We start from the raw sequence: 20467 nt of genomic DNA, 5'->3' as shown, positions 1-20467 counted from the left end.
GCGCCCGGGGTGGTCAGGTGGTGGCGTGCGGCGGTGAGGATCTCCTCGGACAGCTCGGCGTCGTCGCTCGCGCGGGCGAGGAGGATCGCGCCCACCAGGGTGGACAGGTCGGCGAGTGCGGTCTCGCGCCCGTCGCCGTCCAGCCGTTGCAGGCCGTCGACGAGGTCGCGCAGGCCGGCCGTGAACGCCGTGCGGACCGCGCTGCCCGGTTCGGCGCGCGCTGCCTCGGCGCCGAGGGTCGCGGCCGGGCAGCCGCCGCCCGGGTTGTCGCGGTGGACCGTCGACAGGTAGCGCGACACGAACTCGGTGCGCGGGGACGGGCCCTCCTCGGGGCCCTCTGCGGGGCCCTCCCCGGTGAGCCGGTCCATGGCCTCGCGCCGTTCGCCGAACGCGGCCCGGAGGGCCTGGGCGACGAGGTCGTCCTTCGACGAGAAGTGGCGGTAGAAGCCGCCGTGCGTCAGCCCGGCGGCGGCCATCGCCTCCGGGACGCTGACCTGGCCCGCGCCCTTCTCCCGGATCAGCCGGGACGTCTCGTCGATCACCTGCTGCCGGTGCTGCTGCGCCTCGGCTCGTGACACTCGGGGCATGTCGGCGGTCCCTTCTTCCTCCGGGGGGCTGGGGAAGATCCTACTTCCGCGGCCACTTAGATGATGGTAATAATCTAAACCTGATCCGAGAGCGAAGTGAAGCGAGGAGAAGGCACATGACCGTCATCGAAGGCTCCGTCGCGCTGGTCACCGGAGGCCGGCGCGGCATCGGCAAGGCGCTCGTCGAGGAACTCCTGCGGCGCGGGGCGGCGAAGGTCTACGCCACCGCACGCAAGCCCGCCCCCACCCCCGCCGGCGACGCGCGGATCGAGGTCCTCCCGCTGGACGTCACCGACGGTGCCTCCGTCGCCGCCCTCGCGGCGCACGCCCGCGACGTCGACCTCGTCTTCAACAACGCCGGCGTCCTGCACCCGTCGCCGCTCCTCACGGCCGACCTGGACCTCGTGCGGGACACGTTCGAGACCAACGTGATCGGCCCGCTGCGCATCGCCCAGGCCTTCGCGCCCGTGCTCGCCGCGCGCGGCGGGGGAGCCGTCGTCGACCTGCACTCGCTCCTGTCGTGGGGAGCCGGCGCAGGGGCGTACGGCGCGTCCAAGGCCGCGTTGTGGTCGCTGACGAACTCGCTGCGCCTCGAACTCGCCGCGCAGGGCACTCAAGTCGTCGGCGTACACCTGGGGTTCGCGGACACCGAGATGGTCGCCGCCATCCCCGTGGAGAAGATCGCGGCGGCCGACGTCGCCCGGATCGTCCTCGACGGCGTCGAGCGCGGGGACAGCGAGGTGCTCGTCGACGACGCGACCCGCGCGATCAAGGCCGCGCTGTCCGGGCCGGTGGAGGGTCTCGCCGTCCTCGGCCGCAACTGAACGCCCGGCCGCAACCGAACGCCCGGCCGTAACCGACCACACGTCATATCCGCACAGGAGGAAGAGCCATGCCGCTCTGGCACGTGTACCACCCGCCCGGCACCTACACCCCGCAGCAGAAGAAGCAGCTCGCGGACGACATCACCGGCTTCTACACCGGCTTCGGGCTGCCGCCGTTCTACGTGATGACGCTCTTCCACGAGGTCGCGGCGGACTCGTTCCACGTGGGCGGCGAGCCCGCCCCGGACGCCGTGCGCATCGTCGTCGAGCACATCGCGCGGCACATGGACGACCCGGACCAGCGCCGGCGGACCAGGGAGAGGCTTTCCGCGCTGCTCGCGCCCCACACCAAGGACCGCGGGCTGTACTGCGAGTTCCACATCGACGAGACGCCGCGCGACCTCTGGATGATCGACGGCTTCGCGCCGCCGCCGACCGGGAGCGAGGCCGAGAAGCGCTGGGTGAAGGAGAACCGGCCGAGCGCGTACTGATCCCCCAAGGGCGGTCTGCGGTGAACACGTCGGGAGCGCCACCGCAGAGGCGTTCGCTGGCTACCCCGACGGCACCGACTGCGAGCCTCCGCGCGGCGGCCACTGACGGTCACCGCCGCCCGGCGGGGGCGCCCTTGGTCCGTACCGGCCGAACGGTCGGTCATCGCGGAGGGCCAACGGGCCGCCCCCGCCTCGGTGTTCGCCGCCGGTCAAGGTCCGCGCCCCGGGGAAAGGGAGCCTCGGGGCGCGGTCAACGGACCGTCAAGTTCGCGCGGACGACCTTGTTGGCGTGCCCGCGGCCACCTACCGTCATCACGCCGAGTCGCCGGTCCCGCTCCACGAGCCGCCCGACCCGTCGTTCCAGGACGCAGTGCCCCAGGTTCACCCCAGAACGTAGGAGGCCCTCCCTTTGCGTACCCGTAGAAGACTCTCCCTGCTCCTCGGCCCCGCCCTGCTCGGGCTCTCCCTCCTCTCCCCGTTCTCCTCCTCGGCAGCGACCGCCCCCGCCCTCCCACAGGGCACCCAGACCGACGCCGCCTACGCCGCGAGCCAGGCCGCCTCCCACGTGACGAACGTCCTGGCCACCGCCCAGCGGACCAGCTGCTACCGCCCCGAAGTGCCCTACACCGTGGACAGCGGCCCCGCCGGGGCCTACAGCGGCATGACGCCCTGCCCGGCCTCGGGTGCCACCACCGGCGAGGACACCGGAGCCGCCGGCCCGTACGCGACGCAGGCGGGCAGCAACCCGGGCTACCCGGCCGCGACGCCGATGCTCGTCAAGGGCCACTCGGAGTCGGACCTGCGGGTTGACCCGACCGACCCCAGCCACCTCATCGGCGCGTCCAAGTGGGTCGTGAGCGCCGAGGGCTACAACCACCTGCTGGGCTTCTTCGAGTCCCACGACGGCGGACGCACCTGGCCGGTCCAGGGCCACATCCCCGGCTACGAGGGCTGGACCGACAACACCGACCCCGTCGGCGCCTTCGACACGTGGGGCAACTACTACTCCCTGCTCCTGCCGTACCAGTTCGTCTATGACCCCAACGGCACCCACGACTTCATCCCCGGCACCGCCCAGGAGGCCAACCCGGCCGTCCCGTCGCAGGCCATCTCCCTCTCCGTGCGCCCGCACGGCGCGACCACCGCCACCCAGTGGATCACCACCCACAACGGCCGGCCGGACTACGTCGCGACCTACGACAGCATCGGCAACGGCCCCGACAAGCAGTGGATCGCCGTCGACACCAACCCCGACAGCGCCCACCGGAACCGCATCTACGCGATGTGGGTGGACTTCCACAGCAAGACGCCCGTCCCGTACGTCGCCTACTCCGACGCCCGCCCGGACGGCACCCACACCGACTGGTCCGCCCCGCAGGCGCTCCCCGAGCCGCCGTCCACCCCGCAGGGCGCCACCTACCTGCTGCCGCACGTCGCCCCCGACGGCACGGTGTACACGACGCTCGCCAACTCCGACCCGGCGCACAAGTTCTGCTGCACCACGATCTTCCTCGACGCCTCGCACGACGGCGGACGGACCTGGTCCACCGTCTCGACCGTGCAGGGCAACATCACGCCGCCGCCCGGCTCGTACGCCAACACGACGTTCCGCGACGGCATCGAGGACACCTTCACCCTCGGCACGCAGCCGGTGAACGGCCACTACCCGCTCTACTCGGCGTACGAGGACTACGGCACGGGCGTCGTCAACGTCCTGCTCACCGCCTCCTACGACGACGGCGCGACCTGGTCGGCCCCGGTCCGGGTCAACGACAACGCCGCGCCCGTCGACGAGTTCCAGCCCAACCTGACGACGGGCCCCGACGGCACCGTCAGCGTCGCCTTCTACGACCGCCGCCTCCCCTGCCCGGCGGCAGGCACCCCCGAGGCGACGGCCGCCGGGCTCGCGCTGGACACCGCCAACGCCAAGAGCCCCGGCGTCGCGCCCTACGGCGCCGCCAACTACTGCGTCAACACGAGCATCCAGTTCTACGACCCGGCCCTCGGCCCGATCGGCCACAACACCCGCCTGAGCGCCCACACCTTCGACCCGCAGCTCGACTCCCCGGTCGAGGGCTCGTCGACGTTCATCGGCGACTACTTCGGCAACACCATCGCCGGGAGCGCCGTCTCCGGCACCACCGACTACACGACCTCCGTCAGCACCTACGACGACGGCACCAACCCGGACCACCTCCAGCAGCAGCTGGTGACCTCGATCCCGGTGCCGCACAAGTAGGCCGGTACGCCGCCCTGGGGGTGTAGCCAGCTACACCCCCAGGACTGAACCCCCGGCCATTGAGCCGCGTCCGCCCCGGCCGGTTGACTTGGATCATGAACGCCACGCACTTCGCCGTCGAACTCCGAGCGGTCCACCGCACCTACCGCCGCGGGCCCGAACCGGTGGTCGGCCTGGACGAGGTGAGTGTCGGCTTCCCCTTCGGCACCTTCACCGCCGTCATGGGCCCGTCCGGTTCCGGCAAGTCGACCCTGCTGCGGTCGGCCGCCGGCCTGGAGCCGATCGACGGGGGCGAGGTGCTCGTCGACGGAAGGGCCCTGAACGGCCTGCGGGACAACGAGCTGACGGTGCTGCGCCGGGAGCGGATCGGCTTCGTCTTCCAGTCCTTCAACCTGCTCCCCGCCCTCACCGCGGCCCAGAACGTGGCGCTCCCCGCCAAGCTGGCCGGGCGGCGCCCCGCGGCCGCCGAGGTGAGCGCCGCCCTGGCCGCCGTCGGCCTCGCGGACCGCGCCGGACACCGGCCGGGCGAACTCTCCGGCGGGCAGCAGCAGCGCGTCGCCATCGCCAGGGCTCTGATCACCCGCCCCGCCGTCCTGCTGGCCGACGAACCCACCGGTGCGCTCGACACCAAGAGCGGCCGCGAGGTCCTCGCGCTGCTGCGCACCATGGCGGACGCCCCGGGCCGGGCCGTCGTCATGGTGACCCACGACCCGGTCGCCGCCGCCCACGCCGACCGCGTCGTCTTCCTGCGCGACGGCCGCCTCGCCGGCTCGCTGGAGCAGCCGACCGCCGAGCAGGTCGCTGCCAGGATGACCGCCCTGGAGGCCGTGGCATGCTGAGCCTCGCCATCGCCACCGTCCGCCTGCGCTGGGCCTCGTTCGTCGGCAGCTTCGTCGCGCTGGCCTGCGGCGTCGCCCTGATCGCCACGTCGATCCTGGTCATCGCCGCCACCGCCGGCGTCCCCGAGCAGGCCCGCCAGCGCTACTCGCAGGCCCCGGTCCTGGTGGCCGCCGCCCGGAGCGTGGACTTCACGAGCGTCCACGGCGACACCCAGCCGACGCCCGTCCCCCTCCAGCCGGGCCTCCCGGCCGCCGTGATCGCCGCCGTCGCCGGGACCGGACGGACCGTCCAGGACCACACCTGCTACGCCCAGCTGGCGGACGGCCCGCGCGACCAGGTCGGACGCGCCTGGTCTTCGGCGGCCCTCGGGGGCTACCGGCTGACCGCCGGCGCGGTGCCGGCCGCCGACGACCAGGTCGTCATCGGCGGGGGCCGCCCCGAGCAGCTCGGGCAGCCCGTGCGGTTCGCCACCGCCGACGGTCCGCACAGCGCCACCGTCTCCGGCATCACCGAGGCGGAGCCCTTCGAGCACGCCGTCTTCTTCACCGACGCCCAGGCCGCCCGGTACTGCCCGGCCGTCGGCGTGCTGGCCGCCTTCGGCGACGCCGACGCCGTCCGCGCGGCCGTGGCCGCCACCGGCGGCGCGAGCGTCGCCCAGGTGCTCACCGGCGCCGACCGCCGCCTGGCCGACCCGCACTACGCCGAGGTCAGCAGCCGGCTGGACGACGTCCAGACGCCGCTCGGCCTCGCCGCCGCGGTCTCCGGCGGCACCGCCGTGTTCGTGGTCGGCGCCACCTTCGCGCTGTCGATCGCCCAGCGGCGCCGCGAACTCGCCCTCCTGCGGCTGATCGGCGCCACCCGCAAGCAGCTGCGCACCCTCGTCAACCGCGAGGCCCTCGTGGTCGGCGTGCTCGCCTCCGCCGCCGGGTGCGCGCTCGGCGCGGCCGGGGCGCCCGTGGCCGGGCACTGGCTGATCGGCCACGGCATGGTCCCGGACGGCTTCACCGTCCCGATCACCTGGTGGGGGCTGCTCGTCGCGGGCCTGATCGGGCTGCTGACCGCGATGAGCGGCGTCGTGCTCTCGTCGTTCAAGGCCGGCCTGGTCAGCCCCGGCGAGGCGCTGGCGGAGGCGGACGTCGAACGGCACTCCCGGGCCGCGCTGGCCTTCCGCTGGGCCGGCGGCCTGCTCGTCCTCGGCGGCAGCATCGCGGCCCTCGTGATCACCGCCCGGCAGTGGCCCGACGCCGCCGCCAACGCCGCCGACTCGCTCGCCCTCCTGCTCGCCGTCGTCGCCGGGTGCGTGCTGCTCGCGGGCGTGCTCGCCGGACCGGTGCTCCGCCTGCTGACCGCGCTGCCCGGCCTCTCGTCCCGGCTGCGCGGCCGCCCCGCCGAGGACGGTGGCGGCATCGTCTGGGCCACCGCCCGGCAGAGCGCGCTCACCGCCTTCCGCCGCACCGCCGCGACCACCACCCCGGTGGTGCTGATCGTCGCCTTCGCCGGGTGCCTGCTCGGCAGCCTCGACACCATCGACCGCGCGCAGGCCACCGAGGTCCGCAACCAGCTCGCCGCCGCCGACCTCGTCGTCACGCCCGCCGGCACCCCCGGGCTGAACCGGGCGGTCGTCGACCGGGTCCGCGCCGTGCCCGGCGTCCAGGCCCTCGTCATCACCCCGACCTCCGTGATGGCCGAGCAGGACGGCGAGTCCCTGGTGCCCTTCCGCGCCGCCGTGGCCGACCCCGCCGCGCTCGCCGCCGTCGAGCGCCTGCCGGTCGTCGCCGGCTCCGTGGCCGACCTCGGCCCCGACACGATCGTGCTCAGCCGCACCTGGCCCGGCTCGCCCGCGGTCGGGCAGCGGGTGCCCGTCCGCCTGGCCGACGGCACTCCCAGGACGCTGCGGGTCGCCGCCGTCCTCGGCACCGGTGCCGAGGCCGTCCAGGCGTGGGTCACCGGCCCGAACGCCGTCACCGCCGGCGTCGGCGGGCCCGCCCTCGCGAGCCGGATCGACCTGCGGCTGCCGTCCGGCACCGACTGGCAGCAGGCGGAGACGGGCCTGGAAGCGGCCGTCCACGGACTCGGGGCGCGGCTCGCCACCCCGCAGGACGTCTGGAAGGCCGCGACCAACGCCGACGCGGAGGCCGCCTGGAACGCCCTGCTGATGATCCTCGGCCTCGCGATCGGCTACGCGGCCATCGCCCTCGCCAACTCCCTGGTCATGACCGTCACCGACCGCAGGCGCGAACTGTCCCTGCTGCGCCTCGCCGGCGCCACCAAGATCCAGGTGCTGCGCACCGTCGCCGTCGAGACGCTGATGTGCGTGGCGGCCGGCACGGCGATGGGCGTCCTCGGTACGGCCATCAGTGTGGGCGGCTCCTGGGCGGCCCTCGTCCACCTCATCGGCCCGACGCCCGCAGCCATGCCCTGGGGCACGATGGGCGCGCTCGCCGCCGCCTGCGCGGCCGTCGCCCTCACGGCGGCCGTCCTCCCGGCCGCACTCGCCCTGCGGGGCCGGGACGGCGAGGACATCCTGCGCGGGGCGGCGTGAGGCGGGCGTCCTCAGCTGGCGGACGGCTGCAGGGGCTTGCGGACGAGGTAGGTGAGGCCGAAGCCGGAGTCGCTCTCCCGGACGTCGGCGTACCCCCGCCGGAGGTAGAACCGGTGCGCGGTGATGCTGGCGCCGGCCTCCATGTGCGCATGCCCCTCGGCCGCCGCCAGCGCCTCGATGTGGTCCATGAGCAGGCGGCCGATCCCGCGCCCCGCCGAATCCGGATCGACGAACATGCTGAAGACCTTGTGGCCGTCCCGGGAGACCGTCCCCACGACCCCCTCGTCCTCCGCGACGAAGATGTGCCGGTCCGCGGACAGCTCGACGAACCGCCGAGCCGTGAAGTGCTCGCACATCCGGTCGATGACCTCCGCCGGATAGTCCCGGCTGTTCACCTCCCGCAGGCAGCGGTGCACGATCTCCGCCACCCGCGGAGCGTCGTCGGAACGGAATGACCGGACGGCGATCACCACTGCGCCTCCCAGGCAGTCGGTCGGACGTAACCGCTGTCGAGGGTACGCGGCCGGGCCGCGCCGCGGGCCCCGTCGGGCGGGTGGGGCGATCGGTTCCCGGAACCACTCGATGGTGCCATCCGGGCGGCGTGTCCCTGGGATGCGGGCGTGGTTTGGGGTGTCGTTGTCGGCGTCGCCCACCGACCGCGTCCGATACCGGAGGTACCCGCATGTCCACCATCACCACCGTCCTGACCGTCGACGGCATGAGCTGCGGCCATTGCGAGAAGACGGTCAGCGCCGGGCTCTCGGCCCTGCCCGGCGTCACCGACGTCGTCGCCGACGCGCCGTCCGGCCGCGTCACCGTCGCGTCGGCCGAGCCGCTCGACGAGGCGACGCTCCGCAGCGCGGTCGACGGGGCCGGGTTCACCTTCGTCAGCCGCGTCTGAGCCCCGCTCCGGCCACCGGCCCCGGGCCGGTGGCGGGGCCGGAGCGGGCCGCCGGATCAGCCCGCCTCGGCGTCGGGCCGGGCGCGGCCCGTGCAGACGTGGCCCATCCGGAAGCCGACGCCGCGCACCGTGACGATCCAGCCGCTGTGGCCCAACTTGCCGCGCAGCGAGCTGACATGGGTGTCGAGCGTGCGGCTGGCCCGCGGGCCGAGCGCGTGGGCGGAGGTGTCGTCCCAGATCTCGCTCATCAGGCGGCGGCGCGAGACCACCGTGCCGGGGTGCCGGGCCAGGTAGTGCAGCAGGTCGAACTCCTTGCGCGTGAGCCGGACCACCCGCCCGCGCAGGCGCACCTCGCGGGTGGCGCCGTCGATGGAGACGTCGCCGATCGTCAGCACCCGCACCGGCACGGACGGCACGCCGAGGACCCGGCGGACGCGGCGCATGATCGCCTCGATCCGGGCGAGCAGCTCGTGGAACTCGTAGGGCTTGTCGAGGCAGTCGTCCGCACCGGCCCGGAGGCCGCGGATCCGGCCCAGGTCGGCCGTCCGGTCGGTGAAGGCGACGATGGGGGTGTCGCTGATGGTGCGGATGCGCCGGCAGACCTCCAGGCCGTCGAGGTCGGGGAGCTCCATGTTGAGCAGCATGATGTCCGTGTCGTCGCAGGACTCCAGTGCCGCTGCGCCGCTGGGGGCGGTCGCGACCTCGTAGCCGTGCTGCTCCAGTCTGACCGCGAGCGCTCGGGAGACGCTTTCCTGGCCTTCCACGATGAGCACCTGCATGATGCCTTCCAGGTTCGGTGGCGCGGGTGGGTCGGTCTTCCGCGGTGGGTGGGGGCGGGACCGGTGGGGCCGGTCCCGGGCGTGACCGGCCGGACGGCCGCCGGGACGGTCGTCGAAGCGGTCGTCGAAGCGGTCGTCTGAGCGGTCGTCGAATTCGCCGGGAACGAGTTGGGGGAGAGCCCGGGGAGTTTCAGCCCGTGAGCGGGCAGGCGTGTGCGCAGGGACGCCCGGTCCGTGGCGGCCCCGCGCGCGACACCTGTCGACGTGTCCAGTCCACGATTCCCCCGTTTCGTGCACTCATCACTTGCGTGGGGGCGTTCCCGATCACGCCGAGCGGCCGGTGCCAATTCGGTACGGATCGTGGGATATTGCTACGCCCCGCAACCATCCTCCCCTTGTCCTGCCGCTGATGACAACACCCTTGTTGCCGGTGTCACACCAGGGGGGCGCCGTGTCGGCCGTGAGGACCTGCTTTTCGGTCAGCCTTGGGGAATGTCGGGCGACTTGAGACGGTGTCAGGGAGGTGTGCCCACTCCCCGCCACTCTCAACTTATAGCGCACCGGGGGTCTTGCGGCAAGGCCCCCACCGTCCCGCAGAATCACCACCTCAAGGTCTCAACAAGGTCTCAACCTGCGGAAACGGGGAGTCACGACGATGCGAGTGGTGCTGTCGACGTACGGGTCGCGCGGAGACGTCGAGCCGATGGCGGCGCTGGCCGTGCGGCTGCGCGAACGCGGCGCGGAGGTGCGGGTGTGTGCGCCGCCGGACGAGGAGTTCGCCAAGCGGCTGGCCGACGTCGGTGTGGAACTGGTGCCGGCCGGGCCGTCGGTGCGGGAGTTGGTGACGGGTGTGCGGCCGATGGCGGGGAGCATCCAGGAGCGCGCCGCGCGGTTGACCGCCGGCTACTTCGAGGCGGTGTCGGCGGCGGCCGGGGACGCCGACGCGGTGGTGGCGACGGGCCTGTTCCCGACCGTGGCCGGGGCGCGGTCGGCGGCCGAGAAGCTGGGCGTCCACTTCGCCTACGTGGCGCTGCAGCCGACCATGCTGCCGTCCCCGCACCACCGGCCGTACACGTATCCCGGGCATCCGTTCCCCGAGGACGTCACCGACAACCGGGTGCTGTGGGAGCTGCACGTCGGCGTCATGAACGAGGTGTTCGGCGGGGTGGTCAACGAGCACCGGGCGACGGTGGGCCTGCCCCGGGTGGACGACGTGCGCACCCACGTCAACACCGACCGTCCGTGGCTGGCGACGGACCCGGTGCTCGGCCCCTGGGAGCGGCCGGCCGGCGTCGACCCCGTGCAGAGCGGCGCGTGGATCCTGCCGGACGACCGCCCGCTCCCGGCGGACCTGGTGGCGTTCCTGGAGGCCGGCGAGGCCCCGGTGTACGTGGGCTTCGGCAGCATGCCGATGGGGGAGCCGAAGGAGACGATCGCCGGGGACGTCGTCGCCGCGGTCCGCGCACAGGGCCGCCGGATCGTCGTCGCGCGCGGCTGGGCGGACCTGGCCCCGATCGACGGCGCCGACGACTGCTTCGTCGTCGGCGAGGTGAACCAGCAGGCGCTGTTCCCGAGGGTCGCCGCGGTCGTGCACCACGGGGGCGCGGGCACCACGACGGCCGCCGCGCGCGCCGGGACGCCGCAGGTGCTGGTGCCGCAGGTGGTCGACCAGCCGTACTGGGCCGCCCGCGTGGCCGCCCTGGGCATCGGCGTGGCGCACGACGGTCCGGTGCCGACCGCGGCTTCCCTGTCCGCCGCGCTCGGGACGGCCCTCGGCCCGGAGCTGCGCGCCCGGGCCGCCGCCGTCGCGGGCACGGTCCGCGCGGACGGTGCCGCGGTGGCGGCGGAGCACCTGGTGGAGCTGGTGGGCGCGGGGCGCCGGCCCGCGTGAACCGCTTACGGCGCCGGCGAGGCCGTCGACGCAGGGACGGGCGGGCCGGTCAGCAGGGTGCCGGCCTCGGAGTAGGGCCAGCCGTTCGGCACGCAGCCGTGCATGCCCTTGATCTGCTGCATCATCACCGGTGCGGGTGCGCCCGCGCCGGGGCAGTCGACGTGCCCGTTCCCGAGGATGTGGCCGACCTCGTGGTTGACCGCGAGCGCGTGGTAGAGCTCGGGGCGCCCGGTGTAGAACTGCGTGAGGTCGGTCCAGCGCTTGGCGTTGATGACGACCTGCTTGCCGGCCGCGCAGTTCACCGTGCCGCCGGTGTCCAGTCCGTACTGGCCGCAGATCCGGTCGGTGGACTCCGGGGTGGCCAGGTACACCGTGAAGTCCACCGGGTCGGCGGCCACCCGCTGGAAGGACACGGCGCCGCCGGCCGCCCAGCCCTGCCGGACGTTGCCGAGGACGGCGTCCACGTCGGCCGCGAACTGCTCGGGGCGCTGCGGCAGCCCGTTCTCCACCCGCACCTTGTACCGGTACAGGTGCTCGCCGGTGCCGGCGCGGTCGGTGCCGCCGGTGGCCGTGGTGAACGCGAGCTGCTTCGGCTCGTGGTGCCATGGCTGCCACCAGAGCAGCCCGCCGGTGAGCGCGGCGGCCACCGCGAGGGCGAGCAGGCCGGTGCGTATTCGGCCGGGGGTCGGACGGATGGCTGCCATGGGTGCGATCTCCTGAACGGGGGGCTTACGGAGAGGACGACGCTCCCCGCAGTGCTTCCGGTTCACCCGGACGGCCCTGTCCTGTCGCCGGGGTGTGATGGGCTTGGGCGAGGCTTGGGCGAACGGAGAGAGGATCCTCGATGAGCCACGCCCGCGTGCCGGGCCGCACCTCCGTGCTGGCCCGGGCCGTCTGGTCGTACGTCCGGAGCGCGCCGGGCACCTTCGTCTGGCTGGCGATCCTGCTCGGCACCACCTTCGTGATCGACCGGGTGAGCCCGAGGGTGGCCCACCACATCCTGGAGAAGCGCTCGACCAACCTGCACCACCTGGAGGTCGCGCCGCTGAAGGTGCTGTTCAGCAGCGCCCTGTGGATCGAGGGCGGCGGCTGGTGGTTCTACCTCGTGCTCTACAACGTCTTCCACGTGCCCGCCGAGCGCTGGCTCGGCACCGTGCGCTGGCTCGCGGTCGTCCTGATCGCGCACATCGGTGCGACGTACATCAGCGAGGGCGCGCTGTACTGGGCGATCAGCCGGGGCCTCGCCCCGCACCGGGCCGTGTACACGCTCGACGTCGGTGTGAGCTACGCCCTCGCGGGCGTCGTCGCCGTGCTCACGTACGCTCTCGTCCGCCCGTGGCGGTACGTGTACGCGGCGGGTGTGGTCGTGTTCTACGGCTACGGCCTGCTGCAGAACCGCGACTTCACCAGCGCGGGCCACTTCACCGCCGTCCTCATCGGCCTCGCCTGCTACCCGTTCACCCGGGGGCGGCCCGCCGCCTTCGACCCGGTCGCGGCGGCGCGCACCGCCTGGCAGTGGGTCCGCGGGCATGGGCGCCCCAGCCGGTCCCGGAGCTTCTAGGGCGTGTCTTTCGCCCTAGGATCGGAAGCGAGACCGCCCCCGCGAGCGGAGCCAGGAAGGCGGGTGGCGCCGATGACACCGAGGGACGGCCCGTGGCCGCGCTACCTGCGCGTGCTGCCGTGGCTGCTGGTCGCCGGCGGCCTGCTGTGGAACGCCATCGACACGACGAACTACTGGGGCGACCCGATGGTGGCCGCCGCGGCCGTCCTGGCGGGCGCGCTGCTCCCGCTGCGGGACACGCTCGCCGTCGGCGCCGCCAACGTGGTGGGCATCGTCGCGCTGTCCTTCCGCGACGGCACGGTCGGCACCGAGGGCGGCTACCTGGAGCTCACCAACACCGTGTTCGCCGCGCTGCTGGGCGTCTGGATCAACCGCGTCGTCGCCCGCCACGGGCGGCGGCTGGCCACGGTGCGCAGCGTCGCCGAGGCCGCCCAGCTGGCCGTCCTGCCCGCGCCGCCGGACCGGGCGGGGGAGCTGACGGTGGCCGCCTGCTACCGGGCAGCCCAGACGGAGGCGCTGATCGGCGGCGACGCGTACGCCGTCCAGGAGACTCCGTACGGCGTGCGGCTGATGATCGCGGACGTGCGGGGCAAGGGCCTGCCGGCGGTGGCGACGGTGTCGGTGCTGCTCGGGGCGTTCCGGGAGAACGCCTCGCGCGCCTCGGACCTGGTCGCGCTCGCGGACGCCCTGGAGCAGTCGCTGGCCCGCGAGAGCGAGCACCGCGACGAGGAGGTGCGGACGGAGGGGTTCAGCACGGCGCTGCTCGCGGAGTTCCCGGGCGGCCGGGACGCCGTGCACGTCCTGAGCTGCGGCCACCCCGGGCCGTACCTGCTGGGCGGCCCGGGCGGGGCGGCCGGCCCGGGCGGCGTGCGGCGCCTGGACGCGGCCGACCCCGGCCTGCCGCTCGGCATGGGCGCGCTGGGCCCGGACCGCTCGGCGCCGGACCGGTGGCCGTTCCCCGCCGGGCACACGCTGCTCCTGGTCACGGACGGCGTCACCGAGGCCCGGGACGGCGCCGGGCGGTTCTACGACCCGGTGAGGGGCCTCGCCCCGCTGGGTCCGTTCGCCGGGCCGGGGGAGGTGCTGGACGCCCTGGGGCGCGACGTGGCGGCCTGGACGGGCGGCCCGCGGGACGACGACATGGCCGTCCTCGCCGTCACTCGTCCATGAGTTCTACTCTTGCCCCGTGAGTGCGCACGCGACGCTCGACGACGCCACGGCGGCCGACCTCGAAGGCCTGGAGACGCTGGTCCGGCTGCTGGCCGGGCGGGGCGTCGTGGTGCTCAGCGGCGCGGGGCTGTCGACGGAGTCCGGCATCCCCGACTACCGGGGCGCCACCGGCAGCCGGCGCCGCCGCGCGCCGATGACGTACCAGGAGTTCACCGCCGGCGAGGAGGCCCGCCGCCGGTACTGGGCGCGCAGCCACACCGGCTGGCGCACGATCGCGGCGGCCGAGCCCAACGCCGGGCACCGGGCGGTGGAGCGGCTGCGCCGCTCGGGCCACGTGGCGGCAGTGATCACGCAGAACGTCGACGGCCTGCACCGCGCCGCCGGCACCCGGGCGGCCGTCGAACTGCACGGCGGACTGCACCGGGTGGTGTGCCTGGAGTGCGGGCGCACCAGCGCGCGCGAGGAGCTGGACGGGCGGCTGGAGGAGCTGAACCCGGGCTTCCGCGCGGCGGGGGCGGAGGTCCGCCCGGACGGCGACGCCGAGCTGCCGCAGGAGCTGGTCGACGCGTTCCGGGTCGCCCCCTGCGGGGCGTGCGGCGGGGTCCTCAAACCGGACGTCGTGTTCTTCGGCGAGAGCGTGCCGAAGCCCCGGGTGGAGCGCTGCTTCGGGCTGGTCGACGCCGGGCAGGCGCTGGTCGTGCTCGGGTCGTCCCTCACCGTGATGTCGGGCCTGCGCTTCGTGCGGCACGCGGCCCGCGCGGGCACCCCGGTGGCGATCGTCAACCAGGGGCGGACCCGTGGCGACGACCTGGCCGCGGCCCGCATCGACCTGCCGCTGGGTGCCGTGCTGACCGAGGCCGCGCACCGGGTGGGCTGACGTCGGGCCCGTTTTACTGCGCTGTTCAAAGCCCTGCTTGGGAACACATCCGGGGCGCTTATGGCCAAACTCACTCGTTCGAGTGAGTTTGGCGGGGCTCGGTAGCCCTGCGTACTGGTGCGTCCACAGATCGGTGAACCTAAACGTCCTCACACGAACCCGGATCGGCCGCAACAATCTGACGCATCGTCGGATCAGCCGATTTACGGGAGGGGACCACACGTGACCACCGAGGCCGTCCAGCAGAGCCAGCAGAGCCAGCAGAGTCAGCAGAGCCTCAGTACCTCCGCCGCCCGGAACCTCGCCACCACCACCAAGACCGTGCCGCAGATGCTCGGGATCACCCCGCGCTACCTGCTGCGCGCGCTGCCCTGGGTGGACCTGGAGGCCGGGGTCTTCCGCGTCAACCGCCGCCGCGGCTTCATCCTCGGCGACGGGCTGATCAGCACCTACGTCGACGGCGCCGGCGCCAACCAGGTCGTCGCCGAGGACCTGCGCGAACTGGCCTTCCTCAGCCAGGTGGACAGCCCGCTGCTCGCCGCGCTCGCCAGCGCCTTCGTCGAGCGCGAGGTGGCGCCCGGCGAGCTCATCGTCGAGGCCGGCGCCCCCGCCGACCAGCTGCACATCATCGCGTTCGGCCGCGCCGAGAAGCGCGCCACCAACGAGTACGGCGCGGACGCCCTGCTGGCCGTCCTCGGCGAGGGCGACTTCTTCGACGGCGCCGAGTGGGCCAACGGCACGGACACGACGTACCGGGTCAAGGCCGTGAGCGCGTGCACCGTGCTCTCCGTCGAACGCCGCACGCTCGTCGAACTCGCCGACCGCGAGCCCTCGTTGCGGGCGCAGCTCGACGAGTTCGCCGCCGCCTCCGTGCGGCCGTCGACCGACCGCGAGCACCCGATCGACCTCCAGTCGGGCCACGCCGGCGAGCCGTACCTGCCCGAGACCTTCGTGGACTACGAGGACAGCCCGCGCGAGTACGAGCTCAGCATCGCGCAGACCGTCCTGCGCGTGCACACCCGCGTCGCGGACGTCTACAACTCCGGCATCGACCAGGTCCAGGCCCAGTTGCGGCTGACCGTCGAGGCGCTGCGCGAGCGCCAGGAGTGGGAGATGCTCAACAACGCCGAGTACGGCCTGCTCAACAACGTCGCCGCGAGCCAGCGCGTGCGCACCCGCAAGGGCGCGCCGACCCCGGACGACATGGACGAGCTGCTCACCCGGGTCTGGAAGCAGCCGGCGTTCTTCCTCGCCCACCCGCGCGCCATCGCCGCGTTCGGCCGCGAGTGCACCCGGCGCGGGGTGCCGCCGCAGATCGTCGAGCTGTTCGGCAGCCCGTTCCTCACCTGGCGCGGCGTGCCGCTGCTGCCCTCCGACAAGCTCGACCTCAAGGGCTCGGCGAACTCGGCGCCCGGCACCACCAACATCCTGCTGATGCGCGTCGGCGAGGACCGCCAGGGCGTCGTCGGCCTGCGCCCGGCGAAGGTGCCGGACGAGGTCGAGCCGGGCCTCGCGGTGCGGGCGATGGGCGTCGACCGGCAGGCCATCACCTCGTACCTGGTGACCAGTTACTTCTCCACCGCCGCCCTGGTGGACGACGCGGTCGCCGTGCTCCAGAACGTCGAGGTGTCCAACTACCATGACTACTCCTGACGGGTTCGGGCGCGGCTCCGGGATCCACGGAGTGGCCCAACGGCCGCCGTACGGGACCGACATGACCGCGATCCCGTTCTACTGGCTGCCGCCCCAGGCGGCCCCTTCGGCCCCGCAGATTCCGTCGGCCCCGCAGGCCACGTCGGCGCCCGCCGCGCCCGCCGGCGGGTTCGACGTCGAGGCCGTCCGCCGCGACTTCCCGCAGCTGCACCGGGAGGTGAACGGCCACCCGCTCGTCTGGCTGGACAACGGGGCCACCACCCTCAAGCCCCGCCAGGTCGTCGAGGCCGTCGGCGAGCACTACGCGACGAGCACCTCCAACGTCCACCGCGGCGCCCACACCCTCGCCAAACAGGCCACCCAGGTCTACGAGGAGGGCCGCGCCGAGGCCGCCCGACTGCTCGGCACCCCGGACCCGGACGAGATCGTCTTCGTCCGCGGCACCACCGAGGCCGTCAACCTCGTGGCGCAGAGCTGGGGCCGGGCCAACCTCGGCGTCGGCGACGAGATCCTCGTCTCCGCCGCCGAACACCACTCCAATCTCGTGCCCTGGCAGCTGATCGCCAAGGAGCGGCGGGCCCGGGTCGTGCCGATCCCGCTGCTCCCCGACGGGCAGCTCGACCAGGACGCCTACCGGGACCTGCTCAGCTACCGCACCAAGCTGGTCGCGCTCACCCACGCGTCCAACGTGCTGGGCACCGTCCCGCCGGTGGCCGAGATGACGGCGCTCGCCCACCGGTACGGGGCCCGGGTGCTGATCGACGGCGCCCAGGCGGTCAGCCACTTCCCGGTCGACGTCAAGGCGTTGGACGCCGACTTCTACGCCTTCTCCGGGCACAAGATCTTCGCCCCGACCGGCATCGGCGTCCTGTACGGCAAGCGCGACGTGCTGGAGGCCATGCCCCCGTGGCAGGGCGGCGGCAACATGATCGACTCGGTCTCCTTCGACGAGACGACCTACGCCCCCGTCCCGCACCGCCTGGAGGCCGGCACCGGCCACATCGCCGGCGTCGCCGGCCTGGGGGCCGCGCTGCGCTACCTGTCCGGCCTCGACCGCCAGGCGGCCACCGCGCACGAGGAACAGCTCACCGCGTACGCCATGGCGGCCCTGGCCACCGTGCCCGGGCTCCGGCTGATCGGCAACGCGCCCGGGAAGATCGGTGTGCTGACCTTCCTGCTCGCCGGCGTCGACCCGATGGCCGTCGCCGCCCGGCTCGACCAGCAGGGCATCGCCGTCCGCGCCGGCCACCACTGCGCCCAGCCCGCCCTCGCCGCCTACGGCGTCCAGAGCGCGGTCCGCGCGTCGCTGGCCCTCTACAACACCGTCCAGGACGTGGACAGCCTGATCAGCGCCCTCCAGGGCGTCCAGGCCACCTCCTGACCCGCGAACGGGCGGACGCCACCCCGCAGGTGGTGTCCGCCCGTTCGCCGTGCCCCGGCGCGTCAGCCGCCCGTCAGCCGCCCGTCAGGCCGGGCTCCCGGTGCGGCCGGGCCGGGTTGGCCGCGGTCGCGTAGAGGACGGAGAGGAGGAACAGCCCCCCGCCCAGGTGCCAGCCCCCGCAGACGGCACTCCAGATCCCGCCCAGGAAGTGCGCCACCGCGACGACGGTCAGGCCGAAGACCACACCGCGCTCCCCGGAGCGCGACCGCCGCACGGACGCGACGACGCCCCACCCGCAGAGCGCCGCCCACACCAGGCCCAGCGCGGGGAAGACCGCGACACCGTAGCGGGAGAAATCGGTGCCGTCGTCGTCCAGGTAGGCCACGCTGCGCATGCTCCACGCCGCGTACGCGATCCAGAGGCTCAGCAGGACCTCGGCGACCAGCGCGACGCGGGCCGTGACGACGGCGAGCCTGGCGCCGTCGAGGCGGGGAACTCTCACGGGATGGTGCGCCCTTTGGGTGCGGGTCGGTGGTTGGAACCCCGAGAGCCTAGTTGATACCCAAGAATCAGTAAAGACTGATGCGTTAATGAGTAATGCGATTGAGGGCTTTGTATCCGTCGTGTATCAGCGGGCGCTTGATCCGGCGTCGATGTCCTCCGGTGCGGCGGGGGTGTCCGATGTCTGCGGTATCGTCCCTTTCACGTTCCTGCCCCCGCCCCGCCGACCGTCCGTAGAGGAGGCGTCCGTCCCGTGTCCGACGTCCCTCCGGTCCGTGTGTTGCTGGTCGAGGACGACGCGTTGATGCGGCGGGCGTTCACCGTCGCGCTGGAGCGGTACGGGTACGCGATGACGGCCGCGGCGGACGGGCTCACCGGGCTGGAGCTGTTCCGTGAGCGGGAGTTCGACCTGCTGATCCTGGACGTCATGCTGCCCGGCCTGGACGGGATCGGGCTGTGCCGCAGGGTGCGGGAGACGAGCCTGGTGCCCGTGTTGATGATGTCCGCCCGCGGGGACGGGCTCGACGTCGTCGCGGGGCTGGAGGCCGGCGCGGACGACTACGTGGTCAAGCCCGTCGACACGTTCGTGCTGGTCGCGCGCATCCGCTCGCTGCTGCGGCGGGCCACGTACGCACCGGCGCCGGGCCCGCGGCCGGAGCGGGCCGGGCCGGCCGCCTCCGACGGCGAGGTGCTCACCTTCGGGGACCTCGCCATCGACACCGCCGGGATGGTCGTGTCCGTCGCCGGGGCGCCCGTGGCGCTGACGCCGACGGAGCTGAAGGTGCTCCTGGAGTTCGCCGCCAGGCCGGGCGTCGTGCTGGAGCGGCACACCCTGCTGCGCGACGTGTGGGACTACGGCTGGGACGGCGACAGCCGGGTCGTCGACCTGTGCGTGCAGCGGCTTCGCCGCAAGCTGGGGCGGGACCGGATCGAGACGGTCCGGGGCTTCGGCTACAAGCTCAGGCGCTGAGCCCGGTGCGAACGCCCGGGCGCCCGCGCCGCACGTCCCTGCGCTGGAAGATCGCCGCGCTGGCCGCCCTCACCGCCTGCCTGGTCGCGGCAGCCGTCGGCGTGCTGGTGCACGTGTGGACGGCGCAGGACATCCGCGACCGTGCCGACGCGCAGGCCTTCAACACCGTCTACTCCGCCATGGACGTCTACCGCCGCACCGGCGCGCTCGCGGACGGCGCCGAGCTCGACCCGGCCGGCCTGCCCGCCGCACTGCGCGACCCGGTCGACGGGCAGCGGCACACGGCCTACGACGGGAGCGTCCACGGCAACCTCGGCCCGAGCGTCTGGGGCGCCCAGCGCACCGCGGGCCCGGGCAGCCCGGTGCTCGCCGTCCGGGTCAACACGAGCCCCGAACTCCACACCCTGAGCCGCCTCGACGCGACCGTCACGGTCGCCTCGCTGATCGCCCTCGGCGCCGCCGTGCCCGTCGCCGTCTACGGCGCCGGGCTGCTCGGCCGCCGGCTGCGCCGCGTCTCCGAGACCGCGGGCCGCATCACCGCCGGGGACCTCGACGCCCGCACCGGGCCGGCCGGCGGCCGCGACGAGGTGGCCGACATCGCCGCCGCGGTCGACCTCATGGCCGACAGCCTCGGCCGGCGCCTGCGCGCCGAACGGCAGTTCACCGCCGACGTGGCCCACGAGCTGCGCACCCCGGTGGGCGGCCTGCTCGCCGCCGTCGACCTCCTGGCGCCCGGCGAGACCGAGGACCTGCTGCGCGCCCGGGTACGCGACCTGCGCGGCCTGGTCGAGGACCTCCTGGAGATCTCCCGCCTCGACGCGGGCGCCGAACGCCCCGTCCGCGCCTCGGTGCCGCTCGGCGCCGTCGTCGCGGAGGCGGTGACGCGCACCGGCCTGGATGCCGAAGTCACCGTGGCGGACCGGGAGTTCCGGGTGGAGACCGACCCGCGCCGGCTGGAGCGCATCGTCGGCAACCTCGTCGTCAACGCCCACCGCCACGGCGCCGCCCCCGTGCACGTCCGCGTCGACGGCCGGACGGTCGCCGTGCGCGACCACGGCCCCGGCTACCCGCCGGACCTGCTGCTCCACGGCCCGCGCCGCTTCCACACCGGCGCCCGCGAACGCGGCACCGGCCACGGCCTCGGCCTGACCATCGCCCTCGGCCAGGCCCGGCTCCTCGGCGCCGACCTGCGCCTGGACAACGCCCCGGACGGCGGCGCCCTCGCGACCCTGCGCCTGCCGCCGGACTGACGCCCGTCCG

General features: G+C 73.9%; 19 protein-coding genes. 14 read left to right on the top strand and 5 right to left on the bottom strand.

Translation table 11 applies throughout. The features are described from left to right. A partial coding sequence (locus ACFVU9_RS19325) for a TetR/AcrR family transcriptional regulator (RefSeq protein ID WP_380447615.1) occupies nucleotides 1-587 on the bottom strand: 587 nt, incomplete at its 3' end. Nucleotides 588-703: 116 nt separating this feature from the next. Here ACFVU9_RS19325 and ACFVU9_RS19320 point away from each other — a divergent pair. The 5 genes from ACFVU9_RS19320 to ACFVU9_RS19300 all read left to right on the top strand — a co-directional run bounded on the left by ACFVU9_RS19320 (nucleotide 704) and on the right by ACFVU9_RS19300 (nucleotide 7523). Then, the gene (locus ACFVU9_RS19320) at nucleotides 704-1411 is read left to right on the top strand and encodes an SDR family oxidoreductase (RefSeq protein ID WP_380447617.1); all 708 of its coding nucleotides are present in this window, start codon (nucleotides 704-706) and stop codon (nucleotides 1409-1411) included. Between the two features lie 68 nt (nucleotides 1412-1479). Beyond that, the gene (locus tag ACFVU9_RS19315; RefSeq protein ID WP_387594630.1) at nucleotides 1480-1902 is read left to right on the top strand and encodes a tautomerase family protein; all 423 of its coding nucleotides are present in this window, start codon (nucleotides 1480-1482) and stop codon (nucleotides 1900-1902) included. A gap of 409 nt (nucleotides 1903-2311) precedes the next feature. Next, nucleotides 2312-4141 (top strand): sialidase family protein, encoded by a 1830-nt coding sequence (locus ACFVU9_RS19310; protein WP_387594628.1) that lies wholly within the window; start codon nucleotides 2312-2314, stop codon nucleotides 4139-4141. Between the two features lie 95 nt (nucleotides 4142-4236). Further along, entirely contained in the window at nucleotides 4237-4980 is a 744-nt protein-coding gene (locus ACFVU9_RS19305) for an ABC transporter ATP-binding protein (RefSeq protein WP_387594626.1), read from the top strand. Next, complete coding sequence (locus ACFVU9_RS19300) at nucleotides 4974-7523, top strand: FtsX-like permease family protein (RefSeq protein ID WP_387594624.1); 2550 nt, start codon at nucleotides 4974-4976, stop codon at nucleotides 7521-7523. Before ACFVU9_RS19305 ends, ACFVU9_RS19300 begins: the two co-directional genes overlap by 7 nt. A gap of 11 nt (nucleotides 7524-7534) precedes the next feature. On the opposite strand, the gene ACFVU9_RS19295 is transcribed toward ACFVU9_RS19300, so the two are convergent. Continuing rightward, nucleotides 7535-7951, bottom strand: a complete 417-nt coding sequence (locus tag ACFVU9_RS19295) for a GNAT family N-acetyltransferase (RefSeq protein ID WP_387594622.1) — start codon at nucleotides 7949-7951, stop codon at nucleotides 7535-7537. Between the two features lie 254 nt (nucleotides 7952-8205). Here ACFVU9_RS19295 and ACFVU9_RS19290 point away from each other — a divergent pair, with 254 nt between their 5' ends. Further along, nucleotides 8206-8424, top strand: a complete 219-nt coding sequence (locus ACFVU9_RS19290; protein ID WP_380447629.1) for a heavy-metal-associated domain-containing protein — start codon at nucleotides 8206-8208, stop codon at nucleotides 8422-8424. Between the two features lie 56 nt (nucleotides 8425-8480). On the opposite strand, the gene ACFVU9_RS19285 is transcribed toward ACFVU9_RS19290, so the two are convergent. After that, entirely contained in the window at nucleotides 8481-9203 is a 723-nt protein-coding gene (locus ACFVU9_RS19285; RefSeq protein WP_387594620.1) for a response regulator transcription factor, read from the bottom strand. A 655-nt stretch (nucleotides 9204-9858) separates the two neighbouring features. Between ACFVU9_RS19285 and ACFVU9_RS19280 the strand changes: the two genes are divergently transcribed. Then, the gene (locus ACFVU9_RS19280) at nucleotides 9859-11094 is read left to right on the top strand and encodes a glycosyltransferase (protein WP_387594618.1); all 1236 of its coding nucleotides are present in this window, start codon (nucleotides 9859-9861) and stop codon (nucleotides 11092-11094) included. Between the two features lie 5 nt (nucleotides 11095-11099). Here ACFVU9_RS19280 and ACFVU9_RS19275 read toward each other — a convergent pair whose 3' ends face one another. Beyond that, complete coding sequence (locus ACFVU9_RS19275; protein ID WP_380507092.1) at nucleotides 11100-11798, bottom strand: DUF3152 domain-containing protein; 699 nt, start codon at nucleotides 11796-11798, stop codon at nucleotides 11100-11102. 140 nt (nucleotides 11799-11938) lie between these two features. Here ACFVU9_RS19275 and ACFVU9_RS19270 point away from each other — a divergent pair, with 140 nt between their 5' ends. The 5 genes from ACFVU9_RS19270 to ACFVU9_RS19250 all read left to right on the top strand — a co-directional run bounded on the left by ACFVU9_RS19270 (nucleotide 11939) and on the right by ACFVU9_RS19250 (nucleotide 17736). Continuing rightward, the gene (locus tag ACFVU9_RS19270; protein ID WP_387594616.1) at nucleotides 11939-12655 is read left to right on the top strand and encodes a rhomboid-like protein; all 717 of its coding nucleotides are present in this window, start codon (nucleotides 11939-11941) and stop codon (nucleotides 12653-12655) included. A 72-nt stretch (nucleotides 12656-12727) separates the two neighbouring features. Then, nucleotides 12728-13825 carry a PP2C family protein-serine/threonine phosphatase gene (locus ACFVU9_RS19265; RefSeq protein ID WP_380447639.1) on the top strand — a complete coding sequence of 366 codons (1098 nt, stop codon included), beginning with the start codon at nucleotides 12728-12730 and terminating at the stop codon, nucleotides 13823-13825. A gap of 16 nt (nucleotides 13826-13841) precedes the next feature. Continuing rightward, nucleotides 13842-14702, top strand: coding sequence for an NAD-dependent protein deacetylase (locus ACFVU9_RS19260; RefSeq protein WP_380447641.1), 861 nt, complete (start codon nucleotides 13842-13844; stop codon nucleotides 14700-14702). Between the two features lie 222 nt (nucleotides 14703-14924). Further along, entirely contained in the window at nucleotides 14925-16355 is a 1431-nt protein-coding gene (locus tag ACFVU9_RS19255) for a family 2B encapsulin nanocompartment shell protein (protein ID WP_387594613.1), read from the top strand. After that, nucleotides 16342-17736 carry a SufS family cysteine desulfurase gene (locus tag ACFVU9_RS19250; protein ID WP_387594611.1) on the top strand — a complete coding sequence of 465 codons (1395 nt, stop codon included), beginning with the start codon at nucleotides 16342-16344 and terminating at the stop codon, nucleotides 17734-17736. Before ACFVU9_RS19255 ends, ACFVU9_RS19250 begins: the two co-directional genes overlap by 14 nt. Before the next feature lie 73 nt (nucleotides 17737-17809). On the opposite strand, the gene ACFVU9_RS19245 is transcribed toward ACFVU9_RS19250, so the two are convergent. Next, entirely contained in the window at nucleotides 17810-18238 is a 429-nt protein-coding gene (locus tag ACFVU9_RS19245) for a hypothetical protein (protein WP_380445856.1), read from the bottom strand. Nucleotides 18239-18490: 252 nt separating this feature from the next. Here ACFVU9_RS19245 and cseB point away from each other — a divergent pair, with 252 nt between their 5' ends. Both cseB and ACFVU9_RS19235 read left to right on the top strand, forming a co-directional pair. Continuing rightward, on the top strand, nucleotides 18491-19207 hold the full coding sequence (cseB, locus tag ACFVU9_RS19240) for a two-component system response regulator CseB (protein WP_380445855.1): 717 nt from the start codon (nucleotides 18491-18493) through the stop codon (nucleotides 19205-19207). A 5-nt stretch (nucleotides 19208-19212) separates the two neighbouring features. After that, complete coding sequence (locus tag ACFVU9_RS19235) at nucleotides 19213-20457, top strand: sensor histidine kinase (protein ID WP_387594609.1); 1245 nt, start codon at nucleotides 19213-19215, stop codon at nucleotides 20455-20457. Nucleotides 20458-20467 lie beyond the last annotated feature (10 nt).

It is taken from the genome of Kitasatospora sp. NPDC057936, assembly GCF_042887525.1.
Taxonomy (GTDB): Bacteria; Actinomycetota; Actinomycetes; order Streptomycetales; family Streptomycetaceae; genus Kitasatospora.
The sequence above is the reverse complement of the archived record's forward strand: the minus strand, read 5'-3'. Positions and strand labels throughout refer to the sequence as shown.

Excerpts from the sequence above, each read along its gene's own strand:
- ACFVU9_RS19300 (WP_387594624.1), top strand. The coding sequence starts at position 4,974 with ATGCTGAGCCTCGCCATCGCCACCGTCCGCCTGCGCTGGGCCTCGTTC.
- ACFVU9_RS19250 (WP_387594611.1), top strand. The coding sequence starts at position 16,342 with ATGACTACTCCTGACGGGTTCGGGCGCGGCTCCGGGATCCACGGAGTG.
- ACFVU9_RS19290 (WP_380447629.1), top strand. The coding sequence starts at position 8,206 with ATGTCCACCATCACCACCGTCCTGACCGTCGACGGCATGAGCTGCGGC.
- ACFVU9_RS19280 (WP_387594618.1), top strand. The coding sequence starts at position 9,859 with ATGCGAGTGGTGCTGTCGACGTACGGGTCGCGCGGAGACGTCGAGCCG.
- ACFVU9_RS19320 (WP_380447617.1), top strand. The coding sequence starts at position 704 with ATGACCGTCATCGAAGGCTCCGTCGCGCTGGTCACCGGAGGCCGGCGC.
- ACFVU9_RS19315 (WP_387594630.1), top strand. The coding sequence starts at position 1,480 with ATGCCGCTCTGGCACGTGTACCACCCGCCCGGCACCTACACCCCGCAG.
- ACFVU9_RS19270 (WP_387594616.1), top strand. The coding sequence starts at position 11,939 with ATGAGCCACGCCCGCGTGCCGGGCCGCACCTCCGTGCTGGCCCGGGCC.
- ACFVU9_RS19305 (WP_387594626.1), top strand. The coding sequence starts at position 4,237 with ATGAACGCCACGCACTTCGCCGTCGAACTCCGAGCGGTCCACCGCACC.
- ACFVU9_RS19285 (WP_387594620.1), bottom strand. The coding sequence starts at position 9,203 with ATGCAGGTGCTCATCGTGGAAGGCCAGGAAAGCGTCTCCCGAGCGCTC.
- ACFVU9_RS19275 (WP_380507092.1), bottom strand. The coding sequence starts at position 11,798 with ATGGCAGCCATCCGTCCGACCCCCGGCCGAATACGCACCGGCCTGCTC.
- ACFVU9_RS19265 (WP_380447639.1), top strand. The coding sequence starts at position 12,728 with ATGACACCGAGGGACGGCCCGTGGCCGCGCTACCTGCGCGTGCTGCCG.